Here is an 18,496-nt window from a genome sequence, read left to right on the forward strand (position 1 = left end):
ATTTAAAGTACATAGGTTTTTATGTTACCAGCCAGGATTCTGTACAAGATTTTCACTTCTTTGCATTTCGGCCAGCGGTATAGGGAACAGATAGTTCTTACGTTTGAAGCTACGGGTCTGTACCTTTCTGCGTACATGATATGCCACCTTGTTCCCATCAGGGGTCATACCTGTAAAGTCACCGCCCTGGCCACCCTCGCCGGGTGCATTTTCGGCTATCATCCACCGGCGTACATCGAAATAACGCTGGCCTTCGGTAGCCAGCTCTATGCGCCTTTCGTGGCGTATGGCTGCTCGCTGTAACTCCTGGTTGCCAGTTATAGCAGGGTTCAGGTCTTCCAGCTTCGGCAGACCGGCACGGTCCCGTATCAGGTTAACGTATTTCAGCACATCCGGATCTGAAGGAGACACTTCATTGAGCATTTCGGCATACAGCAGGTAAAACTCCGCCAGGCGGAAAATGATGGAAGGCCTGTACATGGAGGTTACGCCCGGAGAGCGGCCATACACCGTACGGTTCATCCGCTTGTATAAAAGATATCCCGTAAACGGGGCGCCATCGCCTACCGAGTTGTCCGAATTGCCACCTTTGTAAAACTGCACTTCATTGTTGCTGACATGCCATTTTTTACCGGAAAAAGTAACCGTGTTATAAAAACGGGGTTCACGCCCGATATACATTTTGGAAACTTCCACGCCATCCAGCGTACCAAAACCGCTTTCGCTGTAGGAAGGAGAGGCCGGAAGAAAAGAAGTGCTTTTGGCGGGATAACCGTCCGTCATATAAAAATCATCAACAAGCTCCTGCAGTACGTGAAAGCCTCCCAGGCCAGAAGGCTCGCTCCTTGGGGTGGCGTACTGGTCAAAACCACCGCCATTATAGGCCTTCCAGGATGTGGCCGAGTTGGCCCAGATAATTTCTGTATTGTATTGCTGGAACAGTTCGTATACAGATTTGGCGGGATCGAAAGTACCGGCGTTTTTGTAAAGCTGGTACCGGCCGCCCTGCCCGGCATATTCGATGAGATCTTTACACGTCTGCACAGCTTTCTGCAGTTTGCTTTCGTCCCGGTCGGGGAACAGGCGTTTACCGTCCTTGTTCGTCAATTGTCTCCCCTCGGCAAACCCTCCGTTGAAGAGCGGGCTGGCGGCGTAGGCCCACAACTTTGCCCGAACGGCCAATGCGGCTCCTTTAGTGGGAACGGCACGATAAGATTCATTGTTGTGGTATGGCTCTTGCTCCATGCCCTGCATAGATGCAAGCAGTTCCGCATCAATAAAGTTGATCACTTCATCGAGCGAATTTCGGGGCAGGTCCAGCTCATCCGCCAAAGTCATAGAATGGTCCACAATCGGTATGGGCCCGTAAAGCTCCATCAGATAATAGTGGTACAGCGCCCTCATAAACCGCACGTTGGCCTTGTAGCTCGCTACTTCCGGCTCGGTAAGCACGGCAGCGCCGGGGCCGCCTTCTTCAACAATGGGCTTTACCTGTTCCAGGAATATATTGGCCTGGCGGATGCTTTCGTAGAGCTTTCCCCACCTTTGCGCGGCGGAGTTGGAGGAGTTCCACTCGTTATATTTTCCCGAGTTGTTGGCCAGCCTTGTATATATCTCATCGGCGTAAGCCGTCCACGGGTTGCCCATACCGTCTGTTTCTACCCATACCATGGAATAATCGGGGCGGTTATTAAAAACCTGGGAGTACCACTTCCTTGTACGGTCCACGTTATCGAATACCTGGGAGATATCGCTGATACCGCCAGCCAGCTCATCGGACACATCCAGGTACTTGCTGCAGGAAGTAAAATATCCCAGGAAAAAGGTTATCAAAAGCGTATTTATAATTTTTGTTTTCATCCGTTAATATTTATTTTTTACGGGCCGGATGACATCGAAGATGCATCGAGGTCAATAAGATTTAAACATGATCGAGATAAACCTCGCACTAACATTCCCCTGTGATGAAGAATTTATCATGCTCCGTTTCATCCGTTAATATTTTAAGGCCGGATAGCCTGCACTGCCAAAATGGTAATTTTCCTGCTGAATGTTATAGGTTCAGCTCAAGACCGAACGTAAAAGAGCGGGACATGGGGTAGCTCATACCCTTGTTGCGGTTACCCATTTCCGGGTCCCAATATTTTACATCATCCCAAACATAGATATTGTACCCCATCAGGTACACCCTGGCCCCGCCCAGCCTGAGTTTCTGGATCAGCTCTTTTGGCAGGGTATAGCCTATTTCAATATTTTTCAAACGAAGGAAGCTGCTGTTCCGTAACCACCAGGTATTAGGCTCTTTGTTCACGTTGTAGGAATAATGACTGTGTATTCTCGGCATAACAACGTCTTGCCGGGGGTTGTCTGCCGTCCAGCGGTCCAGAAAGGCCGTCCGGTAATTCGCTTTCTCCACTCCCCAGTTGAAAGGCCAGAAAGTACTGTTACCATCACCCAGCAAAGTAGAGGAATTGCCGGTACCCTGGAAGAAGACGCTGATATAGGCCCCTTTATACTCCGCATTTATACCAAAACCATAATTGATCTCGGGGTTTTCGGGATGGCCTACTCCTCTTTTCCTGTCATTGTTGTCAATGATGTTGTCGTTGTTCAGGTCAGCAAATTTAATATCGCCCGGCCCCAGTGCTCCCTGCATGGATACCACGGGCAACCCCGGCTTTAGCTGGTAGGAGTAAGTGCCGTTGGCATTTTGTGTTTTGACAAAATCGTCATCTGTATAAAGCCTCTCGGCAATATAGGCGGAACGGTCTCCCACCCGCGTACCGGTAACTGCCATCCAGGGATGGTTTTGCGGCAGCTCATCGTATTCTACAATTTTGTTGCGGGCAAAAGTGAAAGTTCCCCTGGTAGTTATCCTGACCTGGCCGATGTTATGGCTGCTTTTCAGGCTGGCGTCCACACCATGATTATCCACAATACCATAATTTTCCCAGGGGTTGGCATGGAATCCCGCTACGGCGGAGATGGTATTGCGCTGTACCAGGATGCCCGAACGGCGGTTGTTGAAGTAGTCCGCTGTCAGCTCGATCTTGTTGTTGAAAAATCCCAGGTCAAGGCCCACATTACGCTTGTTCTCAATTTCCCAGGCAATGGTATTGTTGACGAACAGCAGGTCGTTGATGCCCGCTCCCATGCCATTGGTACCGCCTGTAGAACCAATGCCCTGGTTGAATGTATAACCGTCTGTTTTGAAGGTGGCCCGGTAAAGGAAACGGGAGCCGCCGGTATTGTCATTACCGGTACGGCCGTATGACAACCTGATCTTGGCGCTGTTCAGCACATCCTTCAGTGCTTCGGGATAGAAAGGCTCGTTGGAAACAAAATAGCTGACGCCCACGGCGGGGAAAAATCCAAACCGGTTCCCTTTCGCAAATGTTTCGCTACCGGTATACCCGAAATTCCCTTCAATAAAATAACGATTGCCGAAAGAATAGGTGGCACGTCCCACAATGCCCTGTTTCCTGTAGGGAAGCACGCCATCGCTCCGCTGGTTCTCCTTCTGCATGTAGAGCAACATGCCTCCTACATTATGTTTTCCGAAAGAACGCAGGTAGTTGAGCGATCCTTCCACATATATATTGCGATAGGAACTGGTACCTGTAAATTCAGGGTCTGTCAGTTGGGGGCTGCCGGAAACAGAAGTAATATAAACAAGATTGCCGTCCGCATCGCGCCCGGTGGCGTGGTAAAGGCTGGGCCAGTAGTTGCGCAGCGTAGACGCATTCCCCTCATAGTCCAGGCTGACCTTGGCATTGGCGCTCAGGCCGGGCGTAATCACCTTCAAATCCTGCGTCAGGCCTATGTTGGATTGTATCTGCGTGCTAAACTCCTTCCGGTACCCCTGGTTGTACAGCATATTGTACGGGCTGCGGTTGTTGCCATCACTTTGTATCTGGTAGGTAGCCAGGGTCCCGTCACTGTAAATAGCGGGGAACAGGTGTGGCGGTGTATTGAGCATAAAGCCAAAAACATCATCGGGAGACCGGTTGGCGGTAAGCCTGTTAACATACTGGCCGCCAAGGTCAATATTCAGTTGAGTGGTCTTGCTTACCTTCAGGTCTATATTGCTGCGGAGGTTATACCGCTGAAAGTCAAAGTCGCTGTCATATTTGCCCAGCGGGTTTTTCTTGAACACCCCTTCCTGGTTGAAATAAGCCATTGATACAAAGTACTTGGCATTTTCCGCGCCGCCCCTGAAATTTAAAGTGTAGCGCTGGTTCTGCACATTTTTCGACAGCAGCTCGTTCATCCAGTTGGTATTTGGATACAAATCGTTATCCTCCCGGCTGCGGTATTTTTCAATCTGCTCCGCGGTCATATAGGGGTCAAAGCCATCGTTAAACAACGCTTCATTGGCCAGTTCAAGGTATTCCCACGAATCTACGAACTCGGGCAGCCTTTGCGGACTGGCCGTTGAGTGTTCGGCACGGAAAGATATCCTGGGCTTGGATACGATCCCCCGCTTGGTGGTTACAAGAATAACGCCGTTTGCACCTTCAGCACCGTACACCGCCGTTGCCGCCGCGTCCTTCAGCACGGAAAAGGTCTCAATTTCGTCTGGTTCAATATCATTTATCTCCCGTGGTATACCATCTACCAGGATCAGAGGTTTGGAGCCTCCCTTGAAGGTGCTGATACCCCGGATCCAGAACTCCGCATCGTCCCGGCCCGGCTCCGCGGTACGCTGTATGCTGATAAGGCCTGAAAGCTGACCGGCAAGATTGCCGGTGAGATTACCGGAGGGAGACCGCAATTCCTGCGAGCTGACGGTGCTTATGGAGCTAACCATGGCCGCCCTCTTCTGCTTGCCGTAACCTACTACTACCACCTCCTCGTTCAGCAGAACATCTGGTTGAAGTATAACGTTCAAAACGCTGCTGCCATTAAATGTAGTGTCCTTTGTCAGGAAACCCGTATAGCTGAACGAAAGCACATCCGTAGCAAGCGCGTCAATAACATAGAGCCCTTCATTATTTGCGGCAGTACCGATGCTTGTGTTCCGTATTCTCACGGAAGCCCCTGGCAGCGGATCTCCATCCGGCGACGTTACGCGGCCTGTAATACGCTTTTTGTTTTGTTGTGCCTCCTTCGGCACAGCAGGATTATTTTGTGAATAGGCAATACCTGTCCCCAGCAGCTGGAAGAGCACGGCAAGCGCTCCAAGACGTGGTATCCGGCACAGTGCTGAAGCACGCTGCGCGCCTTTTACTTTTAGAAATCTTCTCATAATCGTGGATTTGATATTCTCTTTATTTTTTTTCTTTTGGTTGCTATGTATCAGTTTGGCTTATCCGGACCAGACAAAGCATAGGCGCACCACAAAAGGGCTGCCTGACCATGCAGGTCTCCTGTCCACCGCCTTCTATCCAGATAGTATTGATAATCGTTCTTCGCCCCGGTGCCTTCGCACACATTCCTGATGTCGTAGTTTGCATCGAGGTATGTCAGCAGCGCCAGCCACGCTTTTCGGGCGGCAGCGCCATATTTTTCCTGATCGAGCCAACCGTTCCTGACACCTGTGATCAGCGCGTATGTGAACATGGCGCTCCCGGATGTTTCTTTCCATGCCGACATATTATCAATCAACTGTCCCCACATCCCGTCATTCATCTGGTATTTCACTAACGTCGCCATCATTGCCTGATAACCCTTCATAATTCTTTCCCGGTAAACATTATAACGGGTCTCCTTGGGCAGGATACGCAGTACTTCCGCCATCCCGACAGCCATCCAGCCATTGCCACGCCCCCAGAAAAATGGTGCGTCAGGAGCATGAAAGAACAGGCCGTTGCCACGTTGCAGCCGGTCCAGGTACAGCACCATTTCCTTTGCAGTACGCTCCATGTACCTTTCATCTCCAGTAGCCAGGTATGCCTGGGCCTGTAATGCTGTTATCATAAACATGTCATCGATCCACAGGCGGGTCTGCCAGGAATAGCCCTCTGCGTGCCAGTCTTTTTGCGATTGCGTTGCATTGGAAGGCAACGTCCATTGCCCGTCGGCATATTTCATTCCCAGCTCCTTATACCGGCTTTCTTTTTTCCCGTTATATATCTCAAGCGGGACCGCTCCAAAAACATAATAATCCACTTTATTACCCGCGGTGGTATGCAGGTTTGGCTGCAAGTGCTTTTCAGTCGTAAATAAAGGCTCAAACTTGTTGACCAGTGCATTTTGCAGTTCCTCACTTTTGATAGCCTTTGCAAACCAGAACGCTCCCAGCCAGGCACATACATCAGGATAGGTAATATGATCGGCCGTATACTGGGAATTTACGTTCCCCCAATAGGAGGGTTTTGTCTGCAGAAAATGTTCGGCTAGTTTTACGCCTATCTTTTCAGGCTGTGCCCCTTCCGGAAAGTTTTTCAGGTCATACGCCGCGGAGTCTTTTTTTACATCCGGCCCGGGGTCTGCCTTGGGGCCGCCACTTCCTTTGCCGCAACTTGCCAGCAAAACCGAAGTGAAAAAAACGCCAGCAATTAAAACAGATATTTTCATACCGCTTCCTTTATAGTTATTATTACCCGGTTTATCATAGTATGGGCACAAGTATGGGCATAAGATCCTAGTCACCGGTCAGGCGTAGTCATACAATACATGGTGAATGCAACGCTGTACAAAGGAAATATATCCCGATCATAAATTCTGTTCAACATTTTGTCGAATCGTATCAAATCACGCCCACATGATGCGTATATATGGTACTACTCGCTGACAAGGGCAAACTTCCGGAAGAGCGCCTCCGTTCCCGGCAACCCTTTCGAAACCAATCCTACACGTACCGCCCTGTCCCACGGGGGCAGAAAAGAAATATCAGCCGCCTTGACATTCAATGTTTTGAACTGCACGCCATCAGTACTGTACATAAAAGAGGCCTGTGTGTTGTTTTCAACCTTTACTTTCAGCACCAGCTGCGAAGGCATTTGGATTGCCTTTTGGGTAATTATCGCTGCTTTACCCTTCTTTAATTCTACCAGGTAAATATGATCGTTGTAGATTTTTGCATATACCATATTCTTATCATCCCCTATCAGGGCAAGTCCGGCCTGCGATGTAGATTTTTTCAGTACGGTAACTTCCGCATTATAATTCCCGGACAAAACAGAGCGGCCAAGATACGCGCCGCAAACGGCAGGAAGGGCCTCTAGCTTTAAAGTATTTTTCGAGATAGCATACCGTACGTCCTGAAATATGCTCCAATGCCAGCTATCAGCAAGCCTGGCGGTGGAAAAATCATCAACAGTTTTGGGGGTTGTTACCAGGTCAGCATAGTTATTGCCGTTTAAGAAACGGATCCATCCATCGGGGGTAAATTCGAATTTATTCAATAAACCCTGCCGTCCGCCATAAGCCCCGCTACTTGTGCTGTACGCATGATAGAGAAAATAAAACCCGCCATCCTTTTCAACAGGTGTTCCATGACCGGGGCATTTCCAATCGGCATTGTCCGATAACACCGGATTTCCCGGAAACTTCTCCCACGGCCCGAGCAGTTCTTTTGCCCTGGCAACACCCGTTCCATAATTGCATGTCTTACCGCAGCAAGCCGCTCCTGCATACAGTGCATAGAAATAATTGTTATGCTTTATGATAGAAACGCCTTCCACCAAACCTTTTTCCCAGGGCGCATCTGCACGAAAAAGTTCTTTCTTCTCCCCTGTCAGTGCTGTTCTGTCCTCCCGCATTTCCGCGGCCCATATAGGCGTAGGCTTACCAGCACTATTCCCGTCTTCCTTCCATATCATATATAATTTACCGTTCTCATCCCGCATGGGAAAACCGTCTATTGACCCATATTCCTGGCATATAAGGGGGCCCAGGTCTTTATACGGGCCTTCAGGTTTGTCCGCCACCGCCACCGCTGTACATAAACTTCCATTTTTTTTATGAGCCGTATAATACATATATACTTTCCCGTTATCATACGTGATCTCGGGCGCCCACATATAATAATCGGCCCATACGGGCTTCTCTGTAAACACATGCCCTGCCGCTTTCCAGTTTACAAGATCTTTAGAATGATACAATGGAAAAATCGGGAACCAGTTGGAAGTGGTGCCCACGGCCCAGTATTCATCACCGATTTTTACTACTGAAGGATCAGGATGATCTCCCGGCAACACCAACTGCTGTGCTTTAGTTACAATAAAAAGAACGCACAACAGTAACGACAAAAACAAACGCATAATATCAATTTTAGTAATAGCTACGGTCCTCAGATAGCAATTCTTCCCAATTAGTAAAGCCCATCGCTATTACTCATCAGTTCTGCCAGATAACCCAGGGTAAGTAAACTTGTCAAAATAAATAAACCTGTACGAAATGCCCTGTTCAATATTTTGACGAATCGTGCCAAATAGCCCGTACCTCATATAATAGTTTGCATAATTCTATGCCGAGGCAGGCATATTCTACTGTCATTCTTTATATTTGAATGTAATCATGATGAAATTCCTCTGCTATATTGCCTTGCTGAATCTAGTATTGTCCATTACCGCTTCCACATGCCATGGCCAATATGGCCAATACTACTTTAGACATTACCAGGTAGAAAATGGATTGGCTCATAATGCGGTCTCTTCAATAATACAGGACAGGAACGGTTTGATCTGGATAGGAACAAGGGGCGGTTTAAATAGTTTTGACGGCTATACATTTAAATCCTATGAAAACGAAAACCACCCGATCAACAATATTGGCAATAACGTAATAACGGTCGTCCTGGAAGGCACTAACAGAGCATTATGGGTAGGAACAGGAAAGGGTTTATTTAAATATGACCAATACAAGGAAGTTTCCACAAAAATAGAAGCTGTACCCGCAACTTATATCAGCCACCTGGCATTGGATGATCACAATAATCTTTTGTTTTTAACCGGCAACCGTTTATACAGGTACAATAACAATACCGATATGGTGGAAAACCTGGAAATTACCGGGTCGTGCATTGCGGGCGGTAGCAACAAAGAGCTTTGGATAGGAAGAGAAGACGGCACAATTGGCAAATATAATTTTGAAAACCGGTCTATTGAGAATATCAGTATAATTGACCAAAAAGTTCCTTTGAACTTAAGATCTATCAGCAGGATATATCCCATTAATGAAGATGAACTGCTGATCGGGTGTTTCACCCAGGGGCTTAAAATTTACAATCATAAAACCAAGGTCTGCAGGTCCTTAGCGTTGGAAAACAACAACCGGGCATCCATATACGTGCGGGATATTATACAGGGAGCGGAGCAGCAATACTGGATAGCAACAGAGTCTGGCATATATATTTATAACCTCGCCACTAATGTTGTGCAGCACCTGAGAAAAATAACCGGGGACCCATATTCGATATCAGATAATGCGGTGTATACCCTTTTCAGGGACCGCGAGGGCAGCATGTGGGTGGGTACCTATTTTGGCGGCATTAATTATTATTCAAAAGAAAATGCAAAATTTAAAAAATACTACCCTCTTCCCGGGATTAATTCCATATCAGGGAACGCCGTAAGAAAAATTGTTCCTGACAAAAAGGGTCATCTATGGATCGGCACTGAAGATGCGGGAATTAATAAACTTGATCTGAATACAGAAGAGTTTACCAATTACACTACGCATGAAAAAAAAGAAAGTATCTCATACTATAATGTACATGGACTACTGGCTTTAGGCAATCAGCTTTTCATCGGGATGTTTTACAATGGTCTTGATATAATGGATACGCGCAGCGGCAAGATTACAGACCGGTTCAAACTCATAAAGAACGACGGCGATGAAACCAGTGATTTTGTAACCTGCATCTACCTCACAAAGGACAGCACTTTACTTATTGGCACAGCCTATCATGGAGCGAGCCTGTTTGTTTATGACCCCCTGCATAAGACCTTCAAGAATGTTCCGCAAATCCCGCACAACGTTTATACATTCGCCATAACAGAAGACAGCCAGGGTAATATCTGGACGGGCAGCGTATCAGCCGGAGCATTTTATTACAATCCTAAAACAGGCCTGCATGGCAACATACGGTTCGGCGACACTTTGAATAACAAAATCATAAATGAATTTGCGGTATATAATATTTTTGAAGACAGCGATCATTCCTTATGGTTTGCTACAACTGGCGGCGGATTAATAAAATTAAGCCCTGACAGGAAAATTATCAAAAAGTACACTACAAAAAACGGGCTGCCCACGAATGTATTATATGCTATCCTGGAAGATAATTCAAAACATTTATGGATCAGCTCTCTCAAGGGCATCATCCGTTTAAATATCGAAACGGAAGAAGTAAATGTTTATACGCAGGCCAATGGATTGATAACTGACCAATTCAACTATAACTCCGCGTATAAACATACTGACGGGAAAATGTACTTTGGTTCCGTTAAAGGGATGATCGCTTTCCACCCGTCTTCATTTGACCAAAAAGAACCAGGCCCTCCAATCTTTATTACAGGATTCCAGATCAACAATACGGAAGTAATACCTGATGCAACAAACAGCCCATTTTCCAAATCAATTTTATATACTGACACTATCGTACTGCAATACAACCAAAATAATTTCAGCATTGAATTTGCGGCATTAAATTTTTCAGCTCCCGAAGTAACAAGATATAAGTTCCGGATGAAAGGCCTTGACGAATCCTGGACCTATCTCAGCACTAACCGCAACGCTTACTTTACAGATCTGGCGCCGGGGAAATACGAGTTTATAGTACAAGCCGAAAGCAATACCGGAAGCTGGGTAAGTAAAGAACGCCATTTGACCATTAGGATCCTGCCCCCTTTTTGGAAGAGTAATATTGCGTATATATTATATACAATAGCCCTTTTCACCTGCTTATATTTCCTGGTGCGATTTTATCACCGGCATCTCGAAAGAAAAAATCTCCGAAAACTGCAACTTTTTGAGCACGAAAAAGAAAAAGAAATTTACAAGGCCAAGATCGAGTTCTTTACCAATATCACTCACGAAATCCAAACTCCGCTTACACTTATTGCCGGGCCCATTGAGTGGCTGATCAAAAAATTTGGCAAAGAGCCAGACGTCAAGAAAAGCCTTACAATAGCCGAAAAGAATATCAAAAGACTGGTAGCGTTATCCAGCCAGTTGCTTGATTTCAGGAAAACCGAGGCCAACCAGTTCAGCTTAAACTTTGTAAAAACAGATATCATTACGCTGGTGGCTGATCTTATCACTGCATTCAAACAGCAGGCTAACAATAACAATGTTGATTTAAACCTTGAATTGCCGGAAAGCCGCTTTATGGCGTATGTTGACAGAGAAGCACTTATTAAAATATGCACTAATATGATATCGAACGCTATTAAATATGCGGCTGAGAGGGCAACAGTAACGATCCATCCCATAAAAGATTCCGACAAACACTTTACTATTCTTTTTATGAATGATGGTAAAGGCATCCCTGAAGAGTTCAGGCAGCAGATATTCGAGCCCTTTGTCAGGTTGAGGGGTAACAGCAAGCCGGGAACCGGGATTGGCCTATCGCTTGCAAAAGCGCTCACCGAGCTGCACAACGGATCGCTGCAACTGATTTCCGGCAAGCAGGACCTGATTATTTTTGAACTGCAATTGCCCGTACACCAAAAAATTGAATTTCAATTAAGTAGTTGGAAAAAGATAGAATAGATCTATCGTTCTTTCGGGAGAGATTTAGAATATTCCAAAGGGCTAACCTTAAAATACTTTTGAAAATTCCGGGTAAAAAGGCTTTGTGAACTATACCCCACCATTTTTGAAATCTCGTATAAAGAAAATTCATTCTCAGCAACTAAACCGGCCGCTTTTTTCAGGCGTGTAATGTCAATTAATTCTTTGGGCGATAATGATGAAAGAGATTTTATTTTCCGGTAGAAAGTAGTGCGGCTCATAAACATATGATCAGCCAGCTTATCAATATCAATATTGGGATCTTTGATATTGTCACGAATATATTCATCCAGCTTTCTGAGAAATGCCTCGTCTGTTTTTGAATGCGCCATTACCCTTACATCTTCAAAAGGAGAACTGGCAAAATGCTCTTTTATTTTCAACCGGTTTTTAAGCAGGTTGGAAATCTGCATCAGTAATAATTCTTGTGAGAAAGGTTTCTGGATATACGCATCCGCGCCTACTTCCAATCCTTCAATGTGGGCCTGATAAGTATTTTTGGAAGTTAATAGAATGATGGGAATGTGGCAGTATTCAACATTAGACTTAACCAGCCTGCATAGTTCAAAGCCGTCAATACCCGGCATCATAATGTCTGATATAATAAGGTTTACCACTTCTGTGTCCAGTATGCCCTTTGCAATTGCTCCATTCGAGGCGAGCAGGATCCTGTAGTGCTCGCCTAAAACAATAGATAAAAAATCCAGGACATCCTCATTGTCGTCAATAATGAGAATGCTATCATTCATAATTATTCTATCTTTTTCCAACTACTTAATTGAAATTTTATTTTTGATGAACAGATAACCGCAATTTGGATCGTGTAAAAGCTGCCGGCTGATCCTGGCATAAAACAGTAAGCTCCTTTGGGTCTTGTATTATCGATGTAAAGGAACTGTGTACTGATCCACCATTTACCTGGTAGTATTGCCCGCAACACGGGGAAACTAATATCTCTTGTGCCAGGCTTGCCTGTAAATAGTAATAGAAATGGCTCATAACGCTGGGCTAAATATACATAATAGTTTGTATAGGAATACGCCCAAATTTCCGGAAAAAGATCATTTGGTAAAATCCAGGACCATTCACTCCTGGAATGCCGGTGACCCTTTGCTGTGGCGCTCCCGATAAAAAAACTAAAAATCAATGCATTAAGCGATCATAACGAACCGGCCCCCGAGATTCCGGGGCCGACAGGCGCTGGTTTCAGGCAGACCTCTTTTAGAATGCCCAATGATAAATGTAAGTATGATTAAGCCTGTAGCTAAAAGAATATCTGGAATTGCGGTTTCTGAGGCTTTCGACGCAACCTGGACTTGACAACAAGAGGGGAACTTGACTAAAAAACGGAGACCCGCGCGTTGCGCGGGTCTCCGAGATGATTTGCGGAGGTTGTGGGGCGGAAGTTGAAGCAAAAAAAAAATTTCCACTTAGATCCTATTTAGTATTTTACTACTCCGAACTTAAGAATTCCAAAAGAAGCTAACGCCCGACACACATCAAATATAAAAATACGCACATATAAATATTTACAACAATTAAACCGGCTCGTTTTTATGAAATGGATAGACGCAATTATAAAAGTGCTCCAAGAGGAAGGAAAATCAATGCATTACGAGGAAATTGCACAGAAAATACTTGACAAGAATTTTCGGACAAAAGTGGGTGCTACCCCTGCTGCTACGGTGGTAAGTATTATTACAACGGATATAAATCAAAAAAAGGAGGAATCTGCTTTTATTAGAGTTGGGCTTGGAGAGTATTTTCTCAGGCATTCTACACAGGTAATAATATCACCTGAGGTGGTATCTGCTGAAGAAGAAATCGAGGAGCAAAAGAAAATTGACGAAGCAGTGAAAGAGTTTACCGACCAAGGGATAATTAAAACATTCGGAATGTACTGGTCCCGCGATTACATTTTGTGGAAAAACAATCCTACGCTATATGGAGCAGAACAAAGGGGCTCTACTCCTGTAAACTTTGGCAGCCAGATAGGTATATACTTGTTACATGACGGAAGAGACGTAATCTATATTGGTCAGGCATTAGAACAAAGTATTGCACAAAGATTATATCAACATACATCCGATAGACTTGGAGGTAGATGGAACAGATTTTCATGGTTCGGGCTTCGAGGCGTGAAACAAAATGGAATACTTACTGATATAGCAAGTCAACTAACAACCTCACTCTCCGAACTTACGAATACTTTAGAGGCAATACTTGTCGAAGCACTGGAACCAAGACAAAACCGTAAAAGAGGGAACATGTTTTACGGATTGGAATTTATTCAAGAGAAAGATCCCGAATTAAGTAAGAGAGATATGGTTTCACTTTTAGACGATATGAAGGAACAGTTGATAAAAAGATAAACTACCGCTAATTATTGGGGATAGCCAACATACAATAGCCTCTATAAAAAGTTGGGGCTTATACCATTTAAGGGAAAGGGGGCAACGCTAAATCACATAATATAAAAAGCCATTCATCACGGCACGGCTTTCAAACATTTCCTGCGGAGGTTGATCCAACTCGACTAAATACTCGACTAAAAACAGAAAACCCGCGCCAAGCGCGGGTCTCTTCTAAATCGTGCGGACCGGACGGGACTCGAACCCGCGACCTCCGCCGTGACAGGGCGGCATTCTAACCGACTGAACTACCGATCCTCCGCAAAAACTTCCGCGCCTTTCAGCTCTTCCGTTTTGGGACTGCAAAGATAAGTACAAAAAAATCATTCCTGCAAATCTTTTTAACAGTTTTTTCATATCGCACAGCCACATATAAATCTTCCTTAATTTCACTATATAATTAAACCCGCTGCTATGACCTACCGCTTACTGATACCCGCCCTGTTGCTGGCCGCCGCCTGCAATACCGCCCCTGAAAAGAAGTCTGAAGACAGCACCATTGTTGATGGCGCCCAAACCCTGGTACCCGTGGCCCCGCCGCCACCACCCGCCAATCCTTATGAAGCGGAAATGGCCGCGCAAGACACCCTGTTTGAAGACGGCAGCACACCCGGCAGTTGGGCGGATGCCGGTTTTAACCAACCGGCGGATTTCAAACGCTTCCTGGTATCTTTCAAAAACTGGGTGAAAGCAGACCAGGTAGACAGCATCACCGCCCACATTCGCTTCCCGCTCAAAAAATACAAGACGGCAGACGCCTTCCGCCAGCAATACAACAAGATTTTTGACGCCTCCCTGAAGGCAGTAGTAGACACCCAGCGGCTGGACCGCATTTTCCGCAATTACCAGGGCGCCATGCTGGGCAATGGGGAAATATGGTTCAGCGCTTTCCCCGAGGGCTACCAGATCATTGCCATCAACAAGTAACCGCCGCCTCATTGCTGTTACGGCACATCACCCGATATTTGCAGCCGGATGAAATTTAACCGGTACTATATTTTCATGGGCATACTGCTCACCGCCTGCGCCTGTACACAACCTGCGCGAAAGGTTACGCCTGCCTTCTATTTCTGGAAGCAACGGGTACAGTTGAATACCACCGAAAAACAAACACTGCAGGCCACCGGCGCCAAAAAGCTGTATGTAAAAATGTTTGACGTGAACTGGGATGCGGCAAAGCGCACCGCCCACCCCGTGGCCATTGCGGATTTCCGGGAACAGCTGCCAGACAGTGTGGAGCTGGTGCCGGTAGTATTCCTCGTCAATGAAGTGTGGCAACAGGGAGACACCGCCTGGCCCGCCGCCATGGCGCAAAAGGTAGCCGGTCTCCTGCAGCAGGTCACTCCCGCAAGGCCCATCCGGGAAATACAGCTGGATTGTGACTGGACGCGGAACAGCCAGGCCGCCTATTTTGCATTTCTGCGGCACCTGCGCGGCCAGCCCTACTTTGCCGGTAAACAATTATCCGCCACCATCCGCCTGCACCAGGTAAAGTACCTGCAAAGCAGCGGAATCCCCCCGGTAGATAAGGGATTGCTGATGTGCTACAATATGGGGGACCTGCGCAAATGGGGAGATCATAATTCCATCCTGAACATGGGATCGCTAAAAGCCTACACGGGCAGCAACCGTATCAGCAGTTATCCCTTACCTTTAGACCTGGCTTTGCCGTTGTTTGAATGGACGGTGCTGTTCCGCAACCGGCAGTATGCAGGGTTGCTGCGCAACATGGAACGTGAGCAACTGGAAGACCGCGCTGTATTCCGGCCGGCCGGCAACTTCCTGTTCACGGTGCTGAAAGATACCGTGCTGAACGGCTATCCGCTGCGGGCAGGAGAAACGCTGCGCCACGAAACGGCAGACCCGGCAGTGCTGCAAAAGGCGGCGAAGTACCTGAACCGGCAACGGCAAACGTATTCGCCCGTCATCATTTTATATCACCTGGATTCATTAACCCTCCGTAAGCATCAAATGCATGAACTGGAAGAGATTTACGATATTTTGCGTTAGTTTTCTGGCCATTTTCCTGACAAGGGCCGTATACGTGCTCTCCTGCGGCCCGGAACCCGATCCGTATGATTATTACATCGGCTTTTACAATCCTTCCCTGCCCGCCCGGGACGGTTTTGAACCTTTTTACTACACCGGGCTGGCGGAATATTACGGCAGTGAGGTAGCGGAAGAAGACATTAACCTGCGCGACTGGCATGCATTTTTTTCCGGCAGGGCCACCGCAAAGGACATACGGGAGTTCGTCTATACCTATGCCCACCCCCAAATGACAGCCCTGTACAACCATATTGAAAAGGGCAGCCCGCTGGAAGCGCCTGACAGTGTCAGGAAAAACACCCTTACCCAATATTTTATCAGCAGCAAAGACCGTGAAACGCTGGGTTACCTGATGTACGCCAAACAATGTGAGGCCCATACCGGCGGAAAAGACAGCTGGGAAGCGCCCGTGCGAGATTCCGCCACCATGCTCAGGCTCTCCCGCAACGGTATGCAGTTGTACAAAGCCTGTAAAGATGAGCGCATCCGCGAACGGTATGCCTTCCAGGCCACCCGTTTGGCCCATTACGGGCGCAACTACGCCCAGGCCCTTCAGTATTACGATTCCCTGGCCGCTCCCATCCGTTCCACTTCCCTCATGCACTACAAAACGCTGGCCCTGAAAGCCGGCGCCTTGATGCGCACCGGGGCGCGGGCACAGAGCGCCTATATTTTTTCCCGGGTGTTTGAGCTAGCCCCCTCCCAACGCCAGATGGCTTTCCTGAATGTGAGATGGGCCGGCGCCACGGAACAGCAGGTGTTGGACCTTTGCAAAAACAATGAAGAAAAGGCCACGGTGGCGGCCATGTTCGCTTTCCGCTACTACGAACCCTACCCGGAGGGCATCCGGAAAATATATGGGCTGCATCCGCAATCGCCAATGCTGAACGTACTGCTGGAGCGGGAGATCACCAAACTGGAAGACGGCTATCTCCATAACCGGCTGACCCTGGAACGTTATGGCAGCGCGGGTTACCACTACGCGGATGTTCCCGGTAGCGAAGTACTGGAGCTGCAGCGCCTGGCAGACAGCCTGGTGGCTGGCGGCAGGGTGAAAGAGCCTGCCCTCTGGCAGGTTTCATCTGCCTATCTCTCGTACATGCTGAAAGACTACGCCGCCGCCCGGCAAAAGCTGATGGCTGCCAAAGCGGGCGCCGGGCGCCCCGCCCTGCAAGACCAATGGGAAATTGTACGCCTGCTGGTAACCGTCAGCGAGCAGCCCCGGATAGGCAGGGATTTTGAAGCGGAACTGCTCGAATCTTTCAAATGGCTGGACAGCCGGCTGGATACCGCCACCCGGAAAGACTATTATTTAAGTCCTGATAACCAGTCCATTAACCGTAATTTCTACACGGTCATGTACCGCAACCTGCTGGATTATGTGGTAGCCACCCGCTACCAGCAACAGGGAGACATTAACCGCATGGCACTGGTGCTCTCCAAACGAGACAAGGTGCTGCCTTACAGTTTCAATTTTAATTATGTGTCTGCCACGGACTTTGTAAAAGACAGCATGCAGGCAGGCCAGCTTGAAAATCTCTACAGCCTGCTGCAACAAAAAAAGAAAACACCTTTTGAACAATACCTCTGCCGGGAGTTCGGTATGACGGAAAACCAGGTGGGCGAAGCCATTGCCATCAACTACGTGCGCCAGCACGATTTTGCCAATGCCGTTAACTGGTTCAAAAAATCCGGCAGCAGCCTTTCCGCGGGTATGGCCTTCACGGAGCAGTTGGAAGACTTTGGCCTGGACACCACCGAGGCCGGCATTTCCCAGTTGGAGTATGCCGCTACCATGCTGGACCTGGAAAAAAAGATGAAAAAAGGCAAGGCTGCCGCAGAAGACTATTATAAATATGCCACCGGTCTCTTCAGTATTTCCTATTATGGGCATTCTTACCACTTTTCAGCCACCTACCGGCCCAGTACCCGCTGGTACCAGCCCGGGTACGACGGGCATCCCGGCCTGAAACAATATTTTGGCTGCTACCGGGCGGAAGAATATTATAAAAAAGCCGCAGACGTTGCGCAAAACCCTGAGTTTAAGGCCCGTAGCCTGTATATGGCCGCCCGTTGCGCACAGAAGCACCTATATGATCCCAACCGGGACTGGTATGACCTGGCCTCGGAGAAAAACCCGCATTTCCGGCAATTGATCAACGACTGCGGCCATACGGCTTTTTACAAGGAAACATTTGACCGCTGCAGCTACTTGAGAGATTTTTATTATATGGGAAAGCGATAAGTTTCCTTTTTGCGTAAATCTTTTTCCCGATTGCGAAGGTGATTGTAAGCGCCGTGCCCGATTTTTGCGCAAAGCTTTTATCCGGATGGCCAAACGCAAATCTCTTTTT

The 18,496-nt window shown here is 47.4% G+C and carries 10 protein-coding genes and 1 tRNA gene; 5 read left to right on the forward strand and 6 right to left on the reverse strand.

Going from position 1 to position 18,496, the window contains the following annotated elements; genetic code table 11:
* Positions 1-24: 24 nt before the first annotated feature.
* The 4 genes from D3A97_RS02685 to D3A97_RS02700 all read right to left on the reverse strand — a co-directional run bounded on the left by D3A97_RS02685 (position 25) and on the right by D3A97_RS02700 (position 8,207).
* Positions 25-1,833, reverse strand: coding sequence for a RagB/SusD family nutrient uptake outer membrane protein (locus D3A97_RS02685; RefSeq protein ID WP_198673840.1), 1,809 nt, complete (start codon positions 1,831-1,833; stop codon positions 25-27).
* Positions 1,834-2,053: 220 nt separating this feature from the next.
* On the reverse strand, positions 2,054-5,248 hold the full coding sequence (locus D3A97_RS02690) for a SusC/RagA family TonB-linked outer membrane protein (protein ID WP_119076388.1): 3,195 nt from the start codon (positions 5,246-5,248) through the stop codon (positions 2,054-2,056).
* Positions 5,249-5,298: 50 nt separating this feature from the next.
* The gene (locus D3A97_RS02695) at positions 5,299-6,519 is read right to left on the reverse strand and encodes a glycoside hydrolase family 88/105 protein (protein WP_119076390.1); all 1,221 of its coding nucleotides are present in this window, start codon (positions 6,517-6,519) and stop codon (positions 5,299-5,301) included.
* A gap of 206 nt (positions 6,520-6,725) precedes the next feature.
* Positions 6,726-8,207: a family 43 glycosylhydrolase gene (locus D3A97_RS02700; RefSeq protein ID WP_119076392.1), complete on the reverse strand. Its 1,482-nt coding sequence runs from the start codon at positions 8,205-8,207 to the stop codon at positions 6,726-6,728.
* Positions 8,208-8,463: 256 nt separating this feature from the next.
* Here D3A97_RS02700 and D3A97_RS02705 point away from each other — a divergent pair, with 256 nt between their 5' ends.
* A complete protein-coding gene (locus D3A97_RS02705) occupies positions 8,464-11,661 on the forward strand; it encodes a ligand-binding sensor domain-containing protein (RefSeq protein WP_232825828.1) in 3,198 nt (1,065 codons plus the stop codon).
* Between the two features lie 2 nt (positions 11,662-11,663).
* Here the strand turns inward: D3A97_RS02705 and D3A97_RS02710 are convergent, their stop codons facing one another.
* Positions 11,664-12,431 carry a response regulator transcription factor gene (locus D3A97_RS02710; RefSeq protein WP_119076394.1) on the reverse strand — a complete coding sequence of 256 codons (768 nt, stop codon included), beginning with the start codon at positions 12,429-12,431 and terminating at the stop codon, positions 11,664-11,666.
* An 807-nt stretch (positions 12,432-13,238) separates the two neighbouring features.
* Between D3A97_RS02710 and D3A97_RS02715 the strand changes: the two genes are divergently transcribed.
* A complete protein-coding gene (locus tag D3A97_RS02715) occupies positions 13,239-14,054 on the forward strand; it encodes an HTH domain-containing protein (RefSeq protein WP_119076396.1) in 816 nt (271 codons plus the stop codon).
* A 223-nt stretch (positions 14,055-14,277) separates the two neighbouring features.
* Here D3A97_RS02715 and D3A97_RS02720 read toward each other — a convergent pair.
* A tRNA-Asp gene (locus D3A97_RS02720) sits at positions 14,278-14,351 on the reverse strand.
* Positions 14,352-14,507: 156 nt separating this feature from the next.
* On the opposite strand from D3A97_RS02720, the gene D3A97_RS02725 reads away from it, so the two are divergent.
* From D3A97_RS02725 to D3A97_RS02735, 3 genes are read left to right on the forward strand one after another with little or no spacing between them, the layout of a single operon-like run.
* A complete protein-coding gene (locus D3A97_RS02725) occupies positions 14,508-15,020 on the forward strand; it encodes a hypothetical protein (protein WP_119076398.1) in 513 nt (170 codons plus the stop codon).
* Between the two features lie 48 nt (positions 15,021-15,068).
* Entirely contained in the window at positions 15,069-16,103 is a 1,035-nt protein-coding gene (locus D3A97_RS02730) for a hypothetical protein (RefSeq protein ID WP_119076400.1), read from the forward strand.
* Positions 16,069-18,387: a hypothetical protein gene (locus D3A97_RS02735; RefSeq protein ID WP_157986321.1), complete on the forward strand. Its 2,319-nt coding sequence runs from the start codon at positions 16,069-16,071 to the stop codon at positions 18,385-18,387. Before D3A97_RS02730 ends, D3A97_RS02735 begins: the two co-directional genes overlap by 35 nt.
* The last annotated feature ends 109 nt before the right edge of the window (positions 18,388-18,496 follow it).

It is taken from the genome of Chitinophaga alhagiae, assembly GCF_003568665.1.
In the GTDB taxonomy this organism is placed as follows: Bacteria; Bacteroidota; Bacteroidia; order Chitinophagales; family Chitinophagaceae; genus Chitinophaga; species Chitinophaga alhagiae.

Excerpts from the sequence above, each read along its gene's own strand:
- D3A97_RS02690 (WP_119076388.1), bottom strand. The coding sequence starts at position 5,248 with ATGAGAAGATTTCTAAAAGTAAAAGGCGCGCAGCGTGCTTCAGCACTG.
- D3A97_RS02695 (WP_119076390.1), bottom strand. The coding sequence starts at position 6,519 with ATGAAAATATCTGTTTTAATTGCTGGCGTTTTTTTCACTTCGGTTTTG.
- D3A97_RS02700 (WP_119076392.1), bottom strand. The coding sequence starts at position 8,207 with ATGCGTTTGTTTTTGTCGTTACTGTTGTGCGTTCTTTTTATTGTAACT.
- D3A97_RS02705 (WP_232825828.1), top strand. The coding sequence starts at position 8,464 with ATGATGAAATTCCTCTGCTATATTGCCTTGCTGAATCTAGTATTGTCC.
- D3A97_RS02710 (WP_119076394.1), bottom strand. The coding sequence starts at position 12,431 with ATGAATGATAGCATTCTCATTATTGACGACAATGAGGATGTCCTGGAT.
- D3A97_RS02715 (WP_119076396.1), top strand. The coding sequence starts at position 13,239 with ATGAAATGGATAGACGCAATTATAAAAGTGCTCCAAGAGGAAGGAAAA.
- D3A97_RS02725 (WP_119076398.1), top strand. The coding sequence starts at position 14,508 with ATGACCTACCGCTTACTGATACCCGCCCTGTTGCTGGCCGCCGCCTGC.
- D3A97_RS02730 (WP_119076400.1), top strand. The coding sequence starts at position 15,069 with ATGAAATTTAACCGGTACTATATTTTCATGGGCATACTGCTCACCGCC.
- D3A97_RS02735 (WP_157986321.1), top strand. The coding sequence starts at position 16,069 with ATGAACTGGAAGAGATTTACGATATTTTGCGTTAGTTTTCTGGCCATT.